Raw genomic sequence first — 19,017 nt, forward strand, 5'->3', positions numbered from 1 at the left:
TCTAGTCGAGTAGGCGGGGGCGCTTTCCTATCCCGGATTGCCCCCTTACCCCTCACAGATCCGTACGTGCCCAATTAAGGCATACGGCTCTTCAAGTTACCATTCACAGTTGCATACAAGTTGACCGTGATGCGAGGCTTTGGCAGCGGATTTCGTGCGAGGAAGGCTTTGAACTTCTCCAGCGTGAATGTTCGTTTCTGACTCCGTCGGTTACGCCATTTCCATATCGCATTTAACACCAGACTGTAGTAGCGGGAGATCCCGTGCCAGTTGTCTGACACGCCATAGTATTGGTAATGACCTCTTAGTTTCCTCCGTACGCTGTCCACGAACATCCCCTCTGGCTGGTGTCGGTTCTGACGAGCCCACTGCGTAATCTCCTTTACCCGCAGTCGAAACTTCTTTGGACTTGTTTTGCGTAGGAGTCGGTACTTTCCGCTTTTCCCTCTACCCCAGATGTGGCGGAACCCCAGGAAGTCGAAGGTCGCCGGCTTGGTCAACCCGGCTCGTTTACAGTCCACTTCCGCACCATATCCGAAACGGATCAGCTTCGTTTTCTCTTCCGCAATCGTCAGATTGAACTTTCCCATTCGCTCCTCCAGTGCCTCGTAGAACGCCTTCGCCTCTTCTTCCCGCTCAAAGCCACACACAAAATCATCAGCAAACCTCACCATCCCTGCTTTTCCCCGGCATCGCTTCCCCTTGATTTCGATCTCGAACCACAGGTCTAACACATAGTGGAGGTACACATTCCCAAGTAGGGGAGACAGATTGCCACCCTGTGGCGTGCCTTCCTCTGTTTCTTGGTAGAACCCTTCTTCCATTACGCCACCTTTCAAGAAGCGCCCGATGAGTCGCAAGAAGTTTGGGTCTGCGATGTCATGTTCCAGAAATTGTCTAAGCCATTCATGATCGACATAGTTGAAGAATCCCCTAATGTCTACATCCACAATGTAGCGCACGCCTTGTTTCATGATAAGTCGATCTAGTGCCTGCAAGGCTTGGTGTTGGCTTCTTCCGGGTCGAAACCCGTAGGAGCAGGGTAAGAACTTCTCTTCATAAATCGCGTTCAATATCTGGCTCATGGCTTTCTGGACGAGCTTGTCTTCGTAGGAGGGAATGCCGAGCGGGCGTTTGTTGCCGTTTTCCTTCGGAATGTACGTCCGCCTTGATGGTTTCGGTTTGTACGCCTGCCGCTTCATACGCGAGAGGAGGTCTTCCAGATTGGACTCCAGCTCTCTTTCGTATTCGGCTTTCGTTACACCGTCCACTCCTGCCGCTTTATCTCCTTGCATCTCCAGATGACAATCCCATAGCCTCTGTTTATCTAACAGATGGACCAGTGATGTCATCCGCTCTTTCGGTCGGTTTCTTGCTACTTCTGCTATTCTGGATAGTTTCGTATCCATCGCTTCTCTACCTCCGTGTGTAGTCGATGTTTCCCTCTCTCAGATCGGTTTCCTGCCTTCTCCTTCCCTCCACCAGCATTACCCGGTTTCTTCGGTACTACGAGTCGGTCCGACTCCCTGCGCACCATTTGCCTTTCTTCCTTTTGATCGGTTGCAGGCATACTCTCGCACTTTTCCTAAATAGTACTCCGTCGCGAAAGAGCCGCAGGGTCTCCCGAGTTGCTGCATGGTCATTGGTCAGCATGCCTGGCTCTCTGACTCCGGGGAAGCGTGGTCACACTCGCCATTTTTTTTCCGCGTGATCACATGTTGCCTTCCAGTAGCCGTAAACCGTCGGCCTTCCCAACGTACTCCTTTTCGGAGCTCTATCACTTTCAGGCCTACTACCTTCCTGTCTACGCTTAGCACTCTGCGTTACTGCAGACAGCCCAAGACTCGGTATTGGTGATGTGGCTTCCATCTTACCAAGCGGGGTTCACACCCGCTAAACCATGCAACCTAGCTCGGTCGCTCACGGCTCCTGAGTCCGTAACTATTGAAAAAGCGAGACTTTTGGCAAAATAAGGGCTCCTCTGTCCGCTTCAGCCTGCGGATGAAGCCCAATCCTCCTGCATCGCTTATATCCTCTGAGGCTTCCAAGATATCCACACTTTTTTACACTGTATAATTTCCTATACAAGAACAAAACAGCCGCACCGTCCTTCACTGGACAGCGCAGCCGTTTTGAAGTTTAAGAGAGGCCAGGAACACTGTAGTTCCCCGCCCGCCGGGTACCCCCGTGCTTCCCCGGTCCTTTCGGATCGGTCGGATGCGTATGGATTGCGGTGGGGGTGGAGTGGGAGTGCAATTGGAGTTCGGCGGAGTGTGGCGGAGTACAGCGGGAGTTCGGCGGAAGTATGGAGTGCGGTGGGAGTGCAGGGGAGTGTGGCGGAGTGCAGCAGGACTGCGGTTTAGTGCAACGGGACTGCGGTCGACTGCAGCGGGAGTGCGGCGGGAGTGCGGCGGGACTGCGGCGAGGACTGCGGTCGACTGTAGCGGGAGTGCGTAGCACAAGTGTCCAAGTGGAAAAAGTAAACTTAAATTGTACCGCTCCCGCTCTCCGATGGCTGCTAGTTGGAAAAAGTATAACTAATCTGGCCGATTCGCCTACTTACAGCTGAAATCGCTTAAATTAAGTGTCCTTTTTCCCACTATTTCCTCTATAGAAGGCTTTTGAGCCAATTTTAAGTTTACTATTTCCACTTAGCTTCCTACAAAGAGTAGGGGAAAGAAGCATAAGCGACTGCTCTGCGGCGTGCGTGAGTGCTCAGCAGTAGTGACAGCTCTCCGGCGTGCCTGAATGCTCAGCAGTAGCGACTGCTCTGCGGCGTGCCTGAATGTTCAGTAGTAGCGACTGCTCTGCGGCGTGCCTGAATGCTCCACAGTAGCGACTGCTCTGCGGCGTGCCTGAATGCTCAGCAGTAGCGACTGCTCTCCGGCGTGCCTGAGTGCTCAGCAGTAGTGGCAGCTCTCCGACGTGTCTTAGTGCTCCAATAGCGACTGTTCTGCGTAGTTGAAGAACCAGCGTTTACGGAGTCACAAGCAGTTGCTGTCGTTGTAGTCGTTGCGGTGGTTGTACCCGCTTCTTCGTCTAAAGTTCAGCTGCGTTAAAGGTATCTCCGCCTTCAATGGTGCCGGAATTGAAGCCTTTGTAGAACCAGCGCTTACGCTGCTCCGATGTGCCATGGGTGAAGCTGTCCGGCACCGTGTATCCTTGCGCCTGTTTCTGGATTGTATCGTCGCCGACCGCACTCGCAGCCGTCAGCGCCTCTTCCAGATCGCCCTCCTCCAGCAGATTCATCCCCTGAGCGTGTTTGGCCCAGACCCCGGCCAGATAATCAGCCTGAAGCTCAAAGCGTACTTGGTATTTGTTGTATTCAGTTTCGCTCAGGCTCTGGCGGAGCGAATCCAGTTTCTTTGTGGTGCCGAGCAGCGTCTGTACGTGATGCCCTACCTCATGGGCAACGACATAGGCCATGGCGAAATCTCCCGGAGCCTGGAAGCGCTGCTGCAGCTCGTCATAGAAGCTGAGATCGATGTACAGCTTGGCATCACCCGGACAATAAAACGGCCCCACCGCCGACGTCGCCGTCCCGCAAGCCGAATCCACACTGCCGGTATAGAGCACAAGCGTCGGGTCCTGATAAGTCATCCCCTCTTCCTGAAAAACCTCAGACCACACATCCTCCGTATCCGCCAGTACGACGGATACAAAGTCGGCCAGTTCCTTCTCCTGTGCCGTCTGTTCGTATGGGGCCGAAGACTGGGTCCCGCCGGATGTGATGCCCCCAAGAATATCTCCGATATTTCCGCCGCTCAGCAGCGTAACAATCACCACAATAATGATTCCGCTTATTCCGCCGCCAACCAGCTTCCCGCCGCCGCCCATGCCCCGGCGGTCCTCCACATTCGAGCTGCCTCTTCTTCCCTGCCATTTCATGTGTAACCCCCCAGTCATTTTTACAACTTAAATGTAAGCAATTAATGCCAATAGTCCCATGCCAGGCAGTACTCTACGAGTTAAGAGAACTCCATCCATCAGATCGACTGAAGGATATTTTCCCTTATCATTCCAGGCAAGCCCAGCCCTACTCTATTATTGCCATTCCTGCAGCAGATTGCCCCAAAATCAGCCGAAAAACAACCTGATGCACATAGTACAGAGAATCCAGCGGAAAAGTTATTTGGAGCTAAGTATCAGTAATCAATTGCATACAATAGAGCAAAGGCCGTCTACAAGCAGTGCAATGAGCAATCTAAGCAATCTATTGAAAAAATTACAATGACGCAGATAGGTCTTCAGCAAAACATTTTAAAAGTCTATTAGTGTTATACCCAAAATTTCTTAGTTTGCTTGTCTTCACAGCATCCAGTTTCTTACAAGCCCGTGGTTACGCCTGCCGTCCGGGCAGAACTCCCTATATGTTCCTATAATTTAAGGTGTCACCTATGTGGACTGGCGGGAATATACTGTCTCATTGCTTTATTGAACTCCCATGAGAAAGGATGCGGTAACATGACCAGCATTGATCCAGTGTATGAAATTCTGAAAGTGATGGAACAAGAGCAAAGGCCGGAATTCCGGCAAATCGGTATGGACCCCAGAGATTTCAGGACGGTGCTTAAGCATATTCATGAGGCCGGCTATGCGGACGCTGGCGGACTGACCCCGGCGGGCCAAAAGTATATCCAAGCCTATGAACGCAGGCTTCGTTCCAATTCGCATGTGTCCCGGCGCGATCTGGCATAATCCGGGTATGTTCGAATCCGGCAAAACCAGCCCCATAGGAATAAAACGGCTGCCGCCGCCCTTCTCTGGACGGTGCAGCCGTTTTATCTATATCAAAAGGAAAGCATAGCTTCCTATCCAACAACACCCCCACAAGCCAGTGCCGAAATGCAGCCTTGTGGGGGTGTTTTATTGGAATAGGCAATCAGGCCAGGCGAAGAAAACCACCTGAAGCCCGGCTTCTGATTATCTAAAAGTCGCCGTCAGCGGATTTACGCCTGCGGCGCTTCACCCAGCTGCATCCGTAAACGCAGCATATCCTCCGGCCATGGATCAGCTATTTCAAGCTGTTCCCTGGTCCATGGATGGCTGAACGCCAGCAGCTCGCCATGCAATGCCTGGCGGTCTGAACCTCTGGAACCGGCAGGACCGGTACCGGACCGGGCAGGACTGTTCCCGGTCCCGCCCCCGGTTCTGCCGGGGCTCTCCCGATCCAAGCGTCCTAAGCCCGTACTCCAGGCGGACTCACTAATCGTGGGGCCGCCGGAATGAGAACGCTGGCCCGCAGCACTCCACGGCGGGCCGCCGTATAAAGCGTCCCCATACAGCGGATGGCCCAGGTGGCTGAGGTGAACGCGGATCTGGTGCGTCCGCCCGGTCTCCAGCTGCACCTTCAGCACAGTGCCGCTTCGAAGAACCTCGCGGCCCATTATCCGCGTCACCGCAGCCTGTCCGCCCGGCGAGACCCGCCGGCGTGCCGCATGATGGCGGTCGCGGCCTATGGGAGCATCGATCAGCTTCAGCTCGGGCGGCACGATGCCTTCCACGATTGCGGCATACAGCCGTGAGACGGCTTTGGCACGCATATCTTCGTCGAGTGCAAGCTGCGCATACTCATTCTTCGCGTACAGCACCGGACCTGTCGTGTCCTTGTCCAGACGGTGGATATGGCGCACCGCGATCCCGCCGCCGGAAACCGCATAATGGGCGGCAACTACATGATCCAGCGTAACCTCAGTCCCGCTCCCATCCGGATGCACCGCCATGCCCGCAGGCTTATGGACAACGAGGCAGAAATCATCCTCGAACAGCACCTCAAGCTCCTGCCATGCCGGCTCAATGCCCGCCTCACGATAAGGGAACAGTGCCAGCCGCAGGCGGTCTCCCTTCCACTGGATACCGCCTTCACGGCGCAGGCGCTCATGGAGTTTGACAGGCATGCCTACGGTAGCCAGCAGCCACTTGTCAATGGCCGCTTCCGGCTCACCGGCGGCGGTAATCACCCGGCCCGGCATAACCTCCAGCCATTCCCCACGGCGGGTCCAGGGCCCGCCTCCGGTCACGGACAGCGGCTCCTTCGCGGCTGTCACAGGGATTTCAAGGCCTGGTAATGGGCCTCCAGCGTATCATCTATATCCTGTTCGCTGTGTGCGGCAGAGACGAACATGCCTTCAAACTGCGAAGGCGGGACGCTGATGCCTTGGTCAAGCATTTTACCAAAGTACGCACGGAAGTGGTTTAAGTTGCTGGCTTTGGCCGTATCATAATTGGTCACCGGACCTTCGGTGAAGAACGGGCAGACCATGGAGCCCACCCGGTTGATGGTCAGCGGAATCCCCGTATCCGCCGCGTTACGCCGAAGCCCTGCTTCCAGCCGCGCCCCGAGGGATTCCAGGCGGTCATACACCTCAGGCGTCAGGAGCTTCAGCGTAGTCAGCCCTGCGGCCATCGCCAGCGGATTGCCGCTGAGTGTTCCCGCCTGATAGATCGGTCCGGTTGGAGCGATCTGCTCCATAAGCTCTCTTTTGCCGCCATAGGCACCTACCGGAAGGCCTCCGCCGATCACCTTGCCGAAGCAGGTCAGGTCCGGCTCTATGCCGAACAGCCCTTGGGCACAGCCCCGGTTCACCCGGAACCCGGTCATCACCTCGTCAAAAATGAGCAGCGCTCCATACCCCCTAGTCACCTTGCGCAGACCCTCCAGAAATCCCGGCAGCGGCGGTACGACACCCATATTCCCGGCAATAGGCTCAACAATCACAGCGGCAATCTCGTTGCCGTAGCGTTCGAAGGCGATTTTGACCCCTTCCAGGTCGTTGTAAGGCACAGTAATCGTATTTACAGCCACACCTTCAGGCACGCCGGGACTATCCGGCAGTCCGAGCGTAGCGACACCCGAACCGGCCTTGATCAGCAGGCTGTCGGCATGGCCGTGGTAGGAGCCTTCGAACTTGAGGATTTTGCTGCGTCCGGTATACCCCGGGCCAGGCGGATTGCACTCATCGTAGCTTCCGTACCGGAATTAACCATGCGCACGATATCCACCGAATGAACGCGGCCGACGACGGTTTTGGCCATTTCCGTTTCCAGCAGTGTCGGCGCGCCGAAGCTCGTCCCTTTGACTGCCGTTTCCTGCAGCGCCTTGACCACCTCAGGGTGGGCATGTCCCATAATCAGCGGTCCCCATGAGCAGACGTAGTCAATAAAGCTGTTGCCGTCGATATCGTAAATGCGCGAACCCGCGCCATGATCCGCGTACACCGGTGTCAAACCCACAGATTTGAACGCCCGGACCGGACTGTTCACCCCGCCGGGGATATACTGCTTCGCTTCTTCAAAAGCCTTGCGGGAAGCCTCTTCCCGCCGCGCCAAAGGCAAATTGCTCATGGTCACCACTCCTGTTCTGTTCTTAAATCCTTTTATCCGCGCAGCCAGCGGGCTGCATCCTTGGCAAAATAGGTAATAATAATATCCGCACCAGCGCGCTTCATCCCGGTCAGCATCTCCAGAACGACAGCTTTTTCGTCGATCCAGCCTTGCAGGGCTGCGGCCTTGACCATCGAATACTCCCCGCTCACATTATAGGCAACCAGCGGCAGATCAAATTGGTCGCGGATCGTACGGATGACATCCAGATACGCCAGCGCCGGTTTTACCATTAGCATATCTGCACCTTCCAGCACATCGGAATCCGCTTCACGGATGGCTTCGCGCAGGTTGGCGGGGTCCATCTGGTAGGTCTTGCGGTTTCCGAACTGCGGTGCGGAGTCGGCGGCTTCACGGAACGGGCCGTAGAAGGCCGATGCATATTTTACCGAATACGACATGATCGGCACATGCTCAAAACCGTTCTCATCCAATCCGGCGCGGATCGCATGCACGAACCCGTCCATCATATTTGATGGCGCGATAATATCGGCTCCCGCCCGGGCCTGTGACACCGCCGTGCGGGTCAGCAGGTCCAGCGAAGCATCATTGATCACATCGCCGTGCACGACACCATCCACCGTATGGGTATGAACCATCCCGCAATGGCCGTGATCCGTAAATTCACACAGACAGGTGTCCGCAACCACGAGCAGCTCGGGGTACCATTTTTTGATCAAACGAGTGGCTTCCTGCACGATGCCATCCTCAGCGAAGGCAGAGGAGCCAACCGCATCCTTGGTTTCAGGAATTCCGAACAGCAGTACAGCCGGAATGCCCAGCGCTGCGATTTCGTCTACCTCCGCCTTCAGCGTATCCAGCGAAAAATGGTATACCCCCGGCATGGAGCTGATTTCATTTTTCACACCTGTTCCATAAGTCACAAATATCGGCTGGATGAAATCCAGCGTATTCAGGATTGTCTCCCGCACCATGCCGCGGATTCCGGCTGTCCCGCGCAAACGGCGGTGTCTTGTAATTGGAAAACCCATCTTTTCATCCTCCTGTACAGTAGATACATAAACACAAATCGGGCGATAACCCAAAAAACAACCGACTTCGTCAGTCATAAAAAACAAACCGAATCTATCTCAGCCTCGTGCTTTCGTTCCAGCGGCACAGCTCCTGTACCAGCCCTTCTATCGTCGCTTCCCCGGGAAGAAGTCCCGGTGTCAGCCCAGCCTCTACAGCAGTTTGTTCGGTCACCGGACCGATGCAGGCAATCTTGACGCCCGCCAGCAGCGGAAGCGGATCTTCAAGCCCCATACGCCGCAGAATGCTGATGAAGTTGCGCACCGTCGAAGAACTGGTAAAAGTCACCGCATGAATCCGCTTCTCTTCCAGCAGCTTCAGCAGCTCCACATCGTCCTCACCGGTCACCACAGTCTCATAGGTATCCACCTCGGTCACTTCAAGGCCAAGCTCCCGCAGCTTGTCCGCCAGCCACCCGCGCGCCAGGTCGCCGCGCGGGAGCAGCACCTTCTGTCCCGGCTGCAGCCTGGGCCCGAAGGCTTCAAGCAGCCCTTCTGCCTGGAAATGCCCAGGCAGCTCCTCAGCCATCAGCCCGCGCTGCGCCAGCGCCGCGGCTGTGGCCGGACCCACCGCGCCGATACAGGCGCGGTGCAGCCTGCGGACGTCCACCTTCAGCTCCGCCAGGTGACGCCAAAAAACTCCACGCCGTTCACGCTCGTAAAGAATACGTAATCGTATTCTTCCAGCGCCGCCAGCGCGGCAGCAATGTCTGCCCTCTGCCCGTCGCCTTCGGGCATCCGCGTCTCAATGACCGGGAACTCGTAAGGCTCGCCGCCGAGTTCCTCAATCCGGTTCACCAGCTCGCTCGCCTGGCTGCGGGCCCGTGTAACCACAATGCGCTTGCCGAACAGCGGCAGCGCCTCTGCCCACATGAGCCGCTCGCGCTGGAGCACGACCTCGCCGACGACAATGACCGCCGGCGACTGGAAATCCGCCGCTTTCACCTTCGCCTCAATATCGGCCAGCGTGCCCGTCAGCGTCTCCTGATCCGCGCGGGTCCCCCAGCGGACCAGCGCCACCGGTGTCTCCGGCGGCCGCCCATGCTTGATCAGCTGGGCGCTGATGTAGCCGATCTTAGCCACACCCATAAGGAATACGAGCGTCCCGGTGGCATTCGTCACTTTATCCCAGTGAATGGAATGATCGAGCTTATCGGGACTTTCATGCCCTGTAATGATCGAAAGCGATGAGGCCATATCCCGGTGCGTCACCGGAATGCCGGCATACGCCGGAACACTGATCGCCGAAGTTACACCCGGCACAATCTCATATAAGATGCCATGTCTGCGCAGCAGTTCTGCTTCTTCACCCACACGGCCAAAAATCGTCGGGTCCCCGCCCTTCAGCCGCACTACCGTCTTGCCCTCCAGCGCCAAATCCACAAGCAGCTGATTGATTTCCTCCTGCTTCATCGTGTGGCGGTCCGGAAGCTTACCCACGTATATTTTTTGCCCGCCGGGCTTCATCCATTTCAGCAGCCGCGGACTGGCCAGCCGGTCGTACACCAGCACATCCGCTTTTTGGACACATTCCAGCCCTTTGACCGTAATCAGCTTCGCGTCCCCAGGCCCCGCACCTACCAGATAAACCTTCCCCGTCATTTCCCTCATCCCCTTGCATCTGCCAAAATCTGTTCTGCCCCTCTGGCAATAAGTTTCCGCGCAACCTCTTCACCCAGCCGCACCGGGTCATGCCCACTGCTGGTTTCCTTCAGTACGACCGAGCCATCCGGAGTTCCCACCATTCCTGTCAAAGTAATCAGCTTGGGGGAGTCAGGCTCCGCAGCTTCCGCGTCCAGTACCGCAAAAGCGCCAATCGGCACCTGACAGCCGCCATTCAGCGCCCCGAGAAAAGTCCGCTCCGCCGCCACCGTCAGCGCCGTCTGCTCGTCATTATATAACGCCAGCAGCTTCCGCAGCTCATCGTCATCGGCCCGGCACTCGATCCCGAGCGCCCCTTGCCCAACAGCGGGCAGACAGACCTCCGGCGGCAAATATGCCGTCACCCGGTCCTCCCAGCCCATCCGCGATAATCCTGCCGCCGCCAGCAGGATTGCGTCAAATTCACCGCTCTCCAGCTTGCGTAGCCGCGAGTCGATATTGCCCCGCACCGGCTCGATCTTCAGATCAGGCCGCAGCGCGGCAAGCTGACTTGAACGGCGCAGACTGCTTGTGCCTACGCGCGCCCCTTGCGGCAGCTCTTCGAGCGCAAGTCCGCCGCTTGAGATCAGACAGTCCCGCGGGTCCACACGCTTAGGAACCGCGCCGTTCATCAAGCCCTCCGGCAATTCGGAGGGCATATCCTTCATACTATGTACAGCCATGTCAATTTCACGGGCCAGCATCGCCTGTTCGATTTCCTTCACAAACAATCCCTTGCCGCCCACCTTGGACAGCGTTACATCAAGAATCCGGTCACCCTTCGTAACTATCTTATGCACCTCAAAAGTAAACCCAAACCCATGCTCCCCACTCAGCCGCTCCAGATCCGCAATCACTTGCCCCGTCTGCGTGAGCGCCAGCGCACTTTGTCTGCTGCCTACAATAATCTTCCTCATCCTCCACCCCTCCTGGTAACCTGTCTCTGCCGTCGTCTCCTCCGCACCGGCCCTTGCGGCTGAAGCAGCGGCGTTTCTGCCGTTATTTCAGACCACATCGCCTATTGTGCCTGAAAGAACGACATTTTTGCCGCTGTTTCAGGCGTGCTGGCCAGTTGCAGCCCATACAACGGCATTTTTGCCGTTGTTTCAGGCGTGCTGGCCGGTTCCAGCCCATACAACGGCATTTTTGCCGTTGTTTCAGGCGTGCTGGCCGATTCCGGCCCATACAACGGCATTTTTGCCGTTGTTTCAGGCGTGCTGGCCGGTTCCAGCCCATACAACGGCATTTTTGCCGTTGTTTCAGGCGTGCTGGCCGGTTCCAGCCCATACAACGGTATTTTTGCCGTTGTTTCAGGCGTGCTGGCCGATTCCGGCCTATACAACGGCATTTTTGCCGTTGTTTCAGGCGTGCTGGCCGGTTCCAGCCCATACAACGGCATTTTTGCCGTTGTTTCAGGCGTGCTGGCCGATTCCAGGCAATACAACGGCATTTTTGCCGTTGTTTCAGGCGTGCTGGCCGATTCCAGGCAATACAACGTTCGCACGCGTCAGCTTCTAGAAACTTATCCAAAGGTATTTCTACCTTTGATTCATCTGTTCCAGCTAAACAGTCGATTCACTTCCAACTCACAGCTGTCAGTAGCGTTGGCATTAATCCTTATCCTTTCAAGTAGCTAACACTTCCAGCCTATTCCAGGCTCTGGGAGCTCATATCTACATTTCAAGGTTGCGGGTGATCCAGTTGTCGATGTCGTCCGCGCTCCACTCTATAAAGGTGCCCCGGCGCATCTCATTCAACACATCGAGATTTCCGACTCTGCGCAGAAGGCTTCTGCGCAGCTCCGGCGGCAGCTCTCTGCGCTTGATTTCTGTGCGCAGGTCGTGCAGCCAGTCCAGATAGGGCTCGTATTCCTCGCCCAATATCTCAGCAAGCTGCTCCGTGATCCTCGCAGCTGCCGACGGTCCCGCGCCTGAAGTGGACACGGCGACCGTCATCCGCCCCCGGCGAAGCACGCCAGGGGTAATAAAGCTGCCAGCCTCGGACCGGCTGGCCACATTCACCGGAAGGCCCAGGCTGCGCGCCTCCTGGGCCACCGCCTCATTCACCGCCGCCTCATTGCTGGCGGCGTAGACCAGGAATGCCCCCTGTATGTCTCCGGGGGCATAGGGGCGGCTGATCCAGCTCAGCCGCCCCGCTTCAGCCAGTGCGGCTAACACTTCTGTCAGCGATGGGCTGACCAGAACCACCGCCGCTCCGGCTTCCACAAGGGCGCCCACCTTGCGCTCCGCGACTGCGCCGCCGCCAATGACAACCACACGCCGATCCTGCACATCCAGCATAATAGGCAAATACCTCACCATGCAGTCACACCCCCACTCCTGCCACTAAACTGGAAACATAAGCTGCGGGTAACCATACATCAAACTCCCGCACCAGTTCCAGCCACAATTACCGGCACTCTGTCTCAGCCTCGAATCATTCTCGCTATACCACTCCATCCGGGATCACCGTCAGCTTTGTTTCAACCACATATCATTCTCGCTACACCATTCCATCCAGGATCACAGTCAACTCTGTCTCAACCGTACATCAATTTCCTGCGCCACTCCAGCGAGTATACCGTCAACACAAACTCAATTTTACTACTGTTATAGCCGAAGAGAACCCCTCAACTTATCACTCTTTTTATACTTAACTTCTATGGGAAATTCACTTCGTCTAATACTTACTCCAATCCGGTACTATCCTATCTAATACTTACCCCAATCCGATATTCACCTTTGTCAAATCCTGACCTTCCCGTTAGCGGGCCAACGCGACTTGACCGGAAGCGCAGGGAATCAGTCTCACATTTATAGTCCAGATCTGTTCTTGCATGCATGTCTGTGAGTCACCTTACAAAATAAACAGTTGCAGTCCCCACGAACTCATCTCATAACGACAGCATTTTATTGAGCTGCTCATTCGACCTCTCGTACAACTCCATATACACCTACTTTTTCCGCTTCTCATACAACTTCCCACATAGGTTACTCCGTAAGCCGGATGAGTTCGATTAGTGATCCTTTTTCCACTAACGATGACTGAGTTTTCAAGTTCAATCTATATGCCCGCCCTAACCGCCCCAGCCATGAAACTCGGACCAGGAGTTCAGCAGGAAGTTCAGGATAATAAAACCATAGCCGGCAATGGCCCAGCGGGCCATGGAGGTGCCGCTGCGGCGGGCGGAGCGCTTGAGGAGGATATAGACAATGTATACCGCAAGCCCGATCAGCGTGGTCAATACTTTGGTATCCTGGAATAGCGGCGTGCGCCCTTCAGCGACAATCGACATTCCGGCCAGCAGCAGCGAAGCCATTAGCAGCGGAACCCCAGCCAATATTGCGGTATACGAGTATTTGTCCATCGTCTCCAGACTGGGCAGGCGGCGGATGCGGTCATCCCATTTTTTGTGCTTTAGCCGGGTATGAAGGAACAGATACATTATCGCAAACACCGTCCCCAGTGTCAGTGCGGCAAAGCTCAGATTGGCCAAAATAATATGCATCGCCAGCCATCCGTGCACCGCACTCCAGCTCTGCAATGTATGATCTTCGGCGGTCAGCCAGAACCGGTTCAGCAGGAAAACGCTGAAGCCTGCCATGCTGAGCAGCAGAATCGTAAATTCTCCCCCGCGGGTATAGGCAACCGCAAGCGAGGTCAGCACAATGATGAAGGAGAACCAGAACAGGAAGTCATAAGGCGTAAAAATCGGCAATCCCTGCTCCTGGGAGAAGCGTACCGCAAGCCCGGCAGCCTGCAAAATCCCGACAACAACAAGAAGCCCTGTGCCCAGCCGCTTCCCGCCCGGACTCCGCTTAAGGCAATCCGAGAAAACAAACAGCAGGCTCAGGGCATATAGCAGCAGAGCGGCATCATATATTCCGTTCAGCAGTTGCATCTTGTTCACCCGCCCAGCAGGCCTGCCGGGGCGAACACCGACTTCGGCAGTGTGAACTCACTGGCGGCGGGGCGTTCAGCTTCCTCCCGTTCCGGCTTCGCGGGGCTGGTTCCGTCAGGGTCAGAGCCAAGCTGCTCCTGAAGCGCGAAGATTTGTGTGAAATACTCCAGGGCTTCATTCCCTTGCTTGCCGCTTGACAGCTCCTTGATCACATTGATCGGATCATGCATCATCTGGTTGACAATGCTCTTGGTCAGGCGGCGGATCACCTTGCGCTGATGCTCGTCCAGTTCAGGCAGCTTGTTAAAGAGGCTATCCATCGTGTCTTCATAAATCCCGTTCGATTTGTCCTGAAGCGCACGGATGACCGGCCGGACACCAAGCGTCTTCAGCCACATCTGAAAGTCCTCCAGCTCCGCTTCGATCATGACTTCAATCTTGGCGGCTTCGCTGCGGCGCATTTCCAGGTTGGTCTCCACTATGCCTTCTAGATCGTCAATGTCGTACAGGAACACATCCGGCACGCTTGCCGCCGCCGGATCAATGTCACGCGGTACGGCAATATCAATCATGAACAACGGCCGCGACGGGCGGCGCTTCATGTTGTCGGCCACTTGATCCGCCGTCAGCACATAGCCGTCCGCTCCCGTCGAGCTGATTACAATATCCACTTCGTCGAGATGCTGCAGGGCGTGCTCAATGGTGCTTGGCTTGCCCGAGAACTTCTCGGCCAGCTCTGCGGCCCGCGCCAGCGTACGGTTGGCGACAATCACTTCAGCCGCACCGCTGCTGTACAGATGCTTCACCGTCAGCTCGCTCATTTTGCCTGCGCCGAGAATCAGCACTCTTTTGCCGGTGAACATGCCGAAAATCCGCTTGCCCAGTTCCACAGCCGCATAGCTGACGGACACTGCACTCTCGCCAATCGACGTTTCGCTGTGCGCCCGTTTGCCCAATGTGACCGCCTGCTTGAACAGCCGGTTGAACCAGGTGCCCGTTACGCCTTCCGCCTGGGCGGTCAAAAAAGCACTGCGCACCTGCCCCAGGATCTGCGTCTCGCCGATCACCATCGAATCCAGACCGCAGGTTACCCGGAACAGGTGGGCAATCGCCTGCTCGTCTTCATATATATACATATGCTGCGCAAATACATCGCTTTTCACTCCAAACCACTGCTCCATATAACTGCGGATGAAATATCCGCACATATGCAGCCGGTCCACAACCACATAAATTTCCGTCCGGTTGCAGGTGGCAACGACAACGCCTTCCAGCACACTTTTGGTCTGCATCAGCTGATGCAGTGCCGCAGGCAGATCCTTTTCGGCAAAAGCAAACTGTTCCCTGACCTCTACAGGCGCCGTACGGTAATTCAGGCCAACCACGACAATATGCATCGTTTGTTCACCATCCTAATCTCTATTCATTGGTGCAGGTATCTTGCTGTTCACCTGTAAATTTACCGGTACCACTTTCACAAGTTCTATAAACGCTGTGTTAAGTATATCACATGAAAATACGGCTTTTGACAAAACCTTTGAACTATTTATGAAATCCAGATAATAATTATTATAATCAAGCAACACGGATTTGTCGTCCTTAAAAACATGGTTAGGATCGGTTATTTCAATTTTTTTATCAGCAGTCCAAATCGTGAACTCCGCTTACTCCAGGTGCAGCACCACACAGGTCTTATCGTCAGAAATCTTGAGGCGCGGCACCTCCAGCAGCATCCGGTCCTCTTGTTCCTTAGCATACAAAGTACGGGCGCAGGTTTCTGCCCCCAGGCTGTCCAGTGCGGCGGTTAAGTCCGGCCAGTTAGTCCCTTCCGTGTAGAGGCCGTCGCTGAACATATACAGACTCTCCAGATTCGCCCGGTTAAACGTTCCCTTCTCTAAAAATTGCGCGAACCGCGGATCGCCGTTCAGCACCCCATAGCCTGCGAGCGTATTGGCAGCGGCGCGGTTGCCCATCAGATGGGGAGTAAGCCGGCTTCGCAGTTCTGCCGGATCGCTTACACCTTTGGCGCGCAATCCGGCCATTTGCTCCAGCGTCTTCCGGTCCATATGCGAGAGTTGGGAATGGGTCAGCGCTCTGACCGTTCCATCCTTGTATCTGGCAAGCAGCATACAATCCCCGGCCTGCACGTAATCAATGCTGTATTCATGGATCTGCACGACGACCAAAGCCGCCGACCACAGATTGGACGCTTCCTCCGTATCTACACCTTCTGCCACCATCTGCTGCCGCAAGGCCTGGTTGGCTTCAATTGCAATCTGCTCCAGCTTCCGGTTAGGGTTCATCCCCATAAAATAGGCGGCAGCCAGCCTCGCGGCTATATAACCTCCGGTCTGTCCCTCAGGATTCCGGTAAGCCGAAAGGGAAGTCGCCCCATCTACAACCCCATATACAGACGCTGCGTCATGGATGACCAGTGCATCCTCATTCCACTCTCCGTCACCTTGAAGCGAATATCTGTCTATTTTCCTATACGGAACTTCTGGCATCTTTTTATCCTCCCCAAAACCATAATTGTCATTAAATCTAACATATAGCTCAAAGATTGACACACATTATTGCGGATGATAGCATATAACAAATGATTAAAGTCATTGTTTCTGACATGAAACTGAACAAAAGCATGTTAATCCTCATCCAAATGTTATTTTTCCATTCATGTTCCCTAATTGTATAACTCTTGTATAAGCTCATTAATTTGGTTTGAGCGTTTCTACAGGCAACCGTAAATTGCCCCAGGCTACAGGAGGCACCGCAAAGCAGATGGATCTTCAAGGCCAGAGTCCGCATGATTGATGTGCGCTCTTCCGTGATGCCGCCGAGCTTCCAGGTGTCTCTTGTGTCCCGGGTTTTTTTGTATATTCAGCCAGGGGAAAGAAGTATGGCTAACCAAACTTTTAAGGAGTGAGGACCATGAGCGCATCCTATGCAAAACTCAGCGAATCCATCAGCAAAGCCAAAAATGTGAGAATTTATAAAGATAAGGACACCGCCTATGATTTCAAGCTCTATCCCTTCGGTGAACGGGGCACCTATATCGACCCGGAGCTGATCAGCGAAATTACAGACAGCCTGGCCGAGAGCATCACCGCACAGTTCCCTGCTTTTGATTATATCGTATCTCCCGAGCCGGGTGGACATACCTGGGGTATGCTTGCCGCCTACAAGCTGATGAAGCCGATGAACATTCTGCGTCTCAGCACCGAATTATACGACAACTATGAAGTTAGCATTAAACGCGAGACGGCGTATAATGAGAACTATATTTATTTTGACGGTTTTACTGCCGGAGACCGGGTGCTCCTTCTGGATGATGTCATCAGCTCAGGCGCTACGATCCGCTGCATCGCCCGGCAGATGGTCCGCATGGGAATTGAGCTTACCGGCGTTCAGGCGATCCTGGCTAAAGGCGATCATTACAAACAGTTGCAAACGGACATTGGCGTACCCGTACGATTCTTATCCAAAGCATAGCAAAAAAACAAACCTAGAGAGGGTGTGACCCCAAATGGCTTACTATTATGATCAGCCGTCCAGAACATTCAGCGAGTTCCTGCTGGTACCTAATCTGACGACCAAAGAATGCATTCCGGGAAATGTGGATCTTCGAACGCCGGTGACCAAATTCCGCAAGGGAGAAACGCCTGCCCTAACCATGAACCTGCCTGTAACTTCTGCCGTAATGCAGGCTGTATCCGACCACAACATGGCCATTGCCTTGGCCAAAAACGGCGGCATCTCCTTCATCTATGGCTCGCAATCGGTCGAACAGCAGGTCGAAATGGTCCGCAGGGTCAAAAAGTTCAAGGCCGGCTTCGTGCTCAGTGACTCCAATCTGCGCCCGGAGGATACGCTGAAAGATGTGCTGGAGCTGAAAGCCCGCAGCGGCCATTCAACCATCGCCATTACTGACAACGGGGAACCCACAGGCCAGCTGATGGGCATCGTGACCAGCCGTGATTACCGGGAGAACCGTCTTCCGCCGGATTGCAGGATTACTGAGTTCATGACGCCACTGTCTTCACTGATCTATGCCCAGGAAGGCATTACCCTGACCGAAGCCAATGACATGATCTGGGACCATAAGCTGAACTGTTTGCCGATTGTGAACAGCAGCGGTAATCTGGTACACCTCGTCTTCCGCAAGGATTATGACAGCCACCAGGAGTACCCGCTGGAGCTGCATGACAGCAACAAGCAGCTGATCGTCGGCGCAGGCATCAACTCCAGAGATTATAAGGAACGCGTTCCGGCGCTTGTGGAGGCAGGGGCGGATGTGCTCTGCATCGATTCCTCGGACGGTTATTCCGAATGGCAGGCGGAAACGATACACTATATTAAGGAAACGTTTGGGGACAATGTAAAGGTTGGGGCAGGCAATGTCGTGGACAAAGAAGGCTTCCTCTACCTGGTCGAAGCAGGTGCGGACTTCATCAAGGTCGGCATTGGCGGCGGCTCGATCTGCATTACCCGTGAACAAAAAGGCATCGGCCGCGGCCAGGCCTCCTCGGTCATCGAAGTTGCCGCAGCCCGCCAGGAATATTATGAACAGACGGGCATTTACGTCCCGATCTGCTCCGACGGCGGCATCGTGCATGACTACCATATCGTGCTTGCCCTTGCGATGGGAGCCGATTTTGTCATGCTGGGCCGCTATTTCGCCCGCTTCGACGAGAGTCCGGGCCGCAAGCTGCTGGTCGGCGGCAACTTCGTCAAGGAATATTGGGGCGAAGGCTCCAGCCGGGCCCGCAACTGGCAGCGGTACGACTTCGGCAACGCCGACAAGGAGAGCAAGCTGGAGTTCGAGGAAGGCGTCGATTCCTTCATTCCATACGCCGGACGCCTCAAAGACAACCTCGATCTCAGCATCAGCAAAATCAAATCCACCATGTGCAACTGCGGCGCACTGACCATCCCGCAGCTGCAGCAGCAGGCGAAGATTACCCTCGTCTCCTCCACCACCATTTACGAAGGAGGGGCACATGATGTTATGCTGAAGGAGAAGGACAGATCATCTTCCTGAGCAATGAATGCAGGCCGACG

General features: G+C 55.1%; 13 protein-coding genes, 2 pseudogenes and 1 riboswitch. Of the genes and pseudogenes, 4 read left to right on the forward strand and 11 right to left on the reverse strand.

Annotated elements, in window-relative coordinates; genetic code table 11:
• Positions 1-74 precede the first annotated feature (74 nt).
• Entirely contained in the window at positions 75-1,409 is a 1,335-nt protein-coding gene (gene ltrA, locus JI735_RS01950) for a group II intron reverse transcriptase/maturase (RefSeq protein WP_039832572.1), read from the reverse strand.
• Between the two features lie 1,630 nt (positions 1,410-3,039).
• Positions 3,040-3,888 (reverse strand): KPN_02809 family neutral zinc metallopeptidase, encoded by an 849-nt coding sequence (gene ypfJ / locus JI735_RS01955; RefSeq protein WP_039833624.1) that lies wholly within the window; start codon positions 3,886-3,888, stop codon positions 3,040-3,042.
• A gap of 576 nt (positions 3,889-4,464) precedes the next feature.
• Between ypfJ and JI735_RS01960 the strand changes: the two genes are divergently transcribed.
• Positions 4,465-4,698: a hypothetical protein gene (locus JI735_RS01960; protein ID WP_039833626.1), complete on the forward strand. Its 234-nt coding sequence runs from the start codon at positions 4,465-4,467 to the stop codon at positions 4,696-4,698.
• A 251-nt stretch (positions 4,699-4,949) separates the two neighbouring features.
• On the opposite strand, the gene JI735_RS01965 is transcribed toward JI735_RS01960, so the two are convergent.
• From JI735_RS01965 to hemC, 5 genes and pseudogenes are all read right to left on the reverse strand, one after another.
• Positions 4,950-6,020, reverse strand: coding sequence for an RluA family pseudouridine synthase (locus tag JI735_RS01965; protein ID WP_202676979.1), 1,071 nt, complete (start codon positions 6,018-6,020; stop codon positions 4,950-4,952).
• 23 nt (positions 6,021-6,043) lie between these two features.
• Positions 6,044-7,344 (reverse strand): annotated as a pseudogene (hemL, locus tag JI735_RS01970) (glutamate-1-semialdehyde 2,1-aminomutase).
• A gap of 32 nt (positions 7,345-7,376) precedes the next feature.
• The gene (hemB, locus tag JI735_RS01975; RefSeq protein ID WP_020426932.1) at positions 7,377-8,375 is read right to left on the reverse strand and encodes a porphobilinogen synthase; all 999 of its coding nucleotides are present in this window, start codon (positions 8,373-8,375) and stop codon (positions 7,377-7,379) included.
• Positions 8,376-8,469: 94 nt separating this feature from the next.
• Positions 8,470-10,016: pseudogene (gene cobA, locus JI735_RS01980) on the reverse strand (uroporphyrinogen-III C-methyltransferase).
• Between the two features lie 5 nt (positions 10,017-10,021).
• Positions 10,022-10,972 (reverse strand): hydroxymethylbilane synthase, encoded by a 951-nt coding sequence (gene hemC / locus JI735_RS01985; protein WP_202676980.1) that lies wholly within the window; start codon positions 10,970-10,972, stop codon positions 10,022-10,024.
• 144 nt (positions 10,973-11,116) lie between these two features.
• Between hemC and JI735_RS01990 the strand changes: the two genes are divergently transcribed.
• Positions 11,117-11,692, forward strand: a complete 576-nt coding sequence (locus JI735_RS01990; RefSeq protein ID WP_202676981.1) for a hypothetical protein — start codon at positions 11,117-11,119, stop codon at positions 11,690-11,692.
• Between the two features lie 36 nt (positions 11,693-11,728).
• On the opposite strand, the gene JI735_RS01995 is transcribed toward JI735_RS01990, so the two are convergent.
• The 4 genes from JI735_RS01995 to JI735_RS02010 all read right to left on the reverse strand — a co-directional run bounded on the left by JI735_RS01995 (position 11,729) and on the right by JI735_RS02010 (position 16,463).
• Entirely contained in the window at positions 11,729-12,376 is a 648-nt protein-coding gene (locus JI735_RS01995; protein WP_039833638.1) for a precorrin-2 dehydrogenase/sirohydrochlorin ferrochelatase family protein, read from the reverse strand.
• Between the two features lie 755 nt (positions 12,377-13,131).
• Positions 13,132-13,956, reverse strand: a complete 825-nt coding sequence (ccsA, locus tag JI735_RS02000) for a cytochrome c biogenesis protein CcsA (protein WP_039833649.1) — start codon at positions 13,954-13,956, stop codon at positions 13,132-13,134.
• Between the two features lie 5 nt (positions 13,957-13,961).
• Positions 13,962-15,353: a glutamyl-tRNA reductase gene (hemA, locus tag JI735_RS02005; protein WP_039833639.1), complete on the reverse strand. Its 1,392-nt coding sequence runs from the start codon at positions 15,351-15,353 to the stop codon at positions 13,962-13,964.
• 267 nt (positions 15,354-15,620) lie between these two features.
• A complete protein-coding gene (locus JI735_RS02010; RefSeq protein ID WP_051051569.1) occupies positions 15,621-16,463 on the reverse strand; it encodes a protein phosphatase 2C domain-containing protein in 843 nt (280 codons plus the stop codon).
• 171 nt (positions 16,464-16,634) lie between these two features.
• A riboswitch (purine riboswitch) is annotated at positions 16,635-16,737 on the forward strand.
• Positions 16,738-16,887: 150 nt separating this feature from the next.
• On the opposite strand from JI735_RS02010, the gene JI735_RS02015 reads away from it, so the two are divergent.
• Complete coding sequence (locus JI735_RS02015; RefSeq protein ID WP_039833640.1) at positions 16,888-17,448, forward strand: phosphoribosyltransferase; 561 nt, start codon at positions 16,888-16,890, stop codon at positions 17,446-17,448.
• Between the two features lie 34 nt (positions 17,449-17,482).
• Complete coding sequence (locus JI735_RS02020; protein ID WP_039833641.1) at positions 17,483-18,997, forward strand: IMP dehydrogenase; 1,515 nt, start codon at positions 17,483-17,485, stop codon at positions 18,995-18,997.
• The last annotated feature ends 20 nt before the right edge of the window (positions 18,998-19,017 follow it).

The organism is Paenibacillus sonchi (assembly GCF_016772475.1).
Classification (GTDB): Bacteria; Bacillota; Bacilli; order Paenibacillales; family Paenibacillaceae; genus Paenibacillus_AQ; species Paenibacillus_AQ sonchi.

Coding starts and splice junctions, on each gene's coding strand:
- ltrA (WP_039832572.1), bottom strand. CDS start 1,409: ATGGATACGAAACTATCCAGAATAGCAGAAGTAGCAAGAAACCGACCG.
- ccsA (WP_039833649.1), bottom strand. CDS start 13,956: ATGCAACTGCTGAACGGAATATATGATGCCGCTCTGCTGCTATATGCC.
- hemA (WP_039833639.1), bottom strand. CDS start 15,353: ATGCATATTGTCGTGGTTGGCCTGAATTACCGTACGGCGCCTGTAGAG.
- JI735_RS02015 (WP_039833640.1), top strand. CDS start 16,888: ATGAGCGCATCCTATGCAAAACTCAGCGAATCCATCAGCAAAGCCAAA.
- hemC (WP_202676980.1), bottom strand. CDS start 10,972: ATGAGGAAGATTATTGTAGGCAGCAGACAAAGTGCGCTGGCGCTCACG.
- JI735_RS02010 (WP_051051569.1), bottom strand. CDS start 16,463: ATGCCAGAAGTTCCGTATAGGAAAATAGACAGATATTCGCTTCAAGGT.
- JI735_RS02020 (WP_039833641.1), top strand. CDS start 17,483: ATGGCTTACTATTATGATCAGCCGTCCAGAACATTCAGCGAGTTCCTG.
- JI735_RS01995 (WP_039833638.1), bottom strand. CDS start 12,376: ATGGTGAGGTATTTGCCTATTATGCTGGATGTGCAGGATCGGCGTGTG.
- JI735_RS01960 (WP_039833626.1), top strand. CDS start 4,465: ATGACCAGCATTGATCCAGTGTATGAAATTCTGAAAGTGATGGAACAA.
- hemB (WP_020426932.1), bottom strand. CDS start 8,375: ATGGGTTTTCCAATTACAAGACACCGCCGTTTGCGCGGGACAGCCGGA.
- ypfJ (WP_039833624.1), bottom strand. CDS start 3,888: ATGAAATGGCAGGGAAGAAGAGGCAGCTCGAATGTGGAGGACCGCCGG.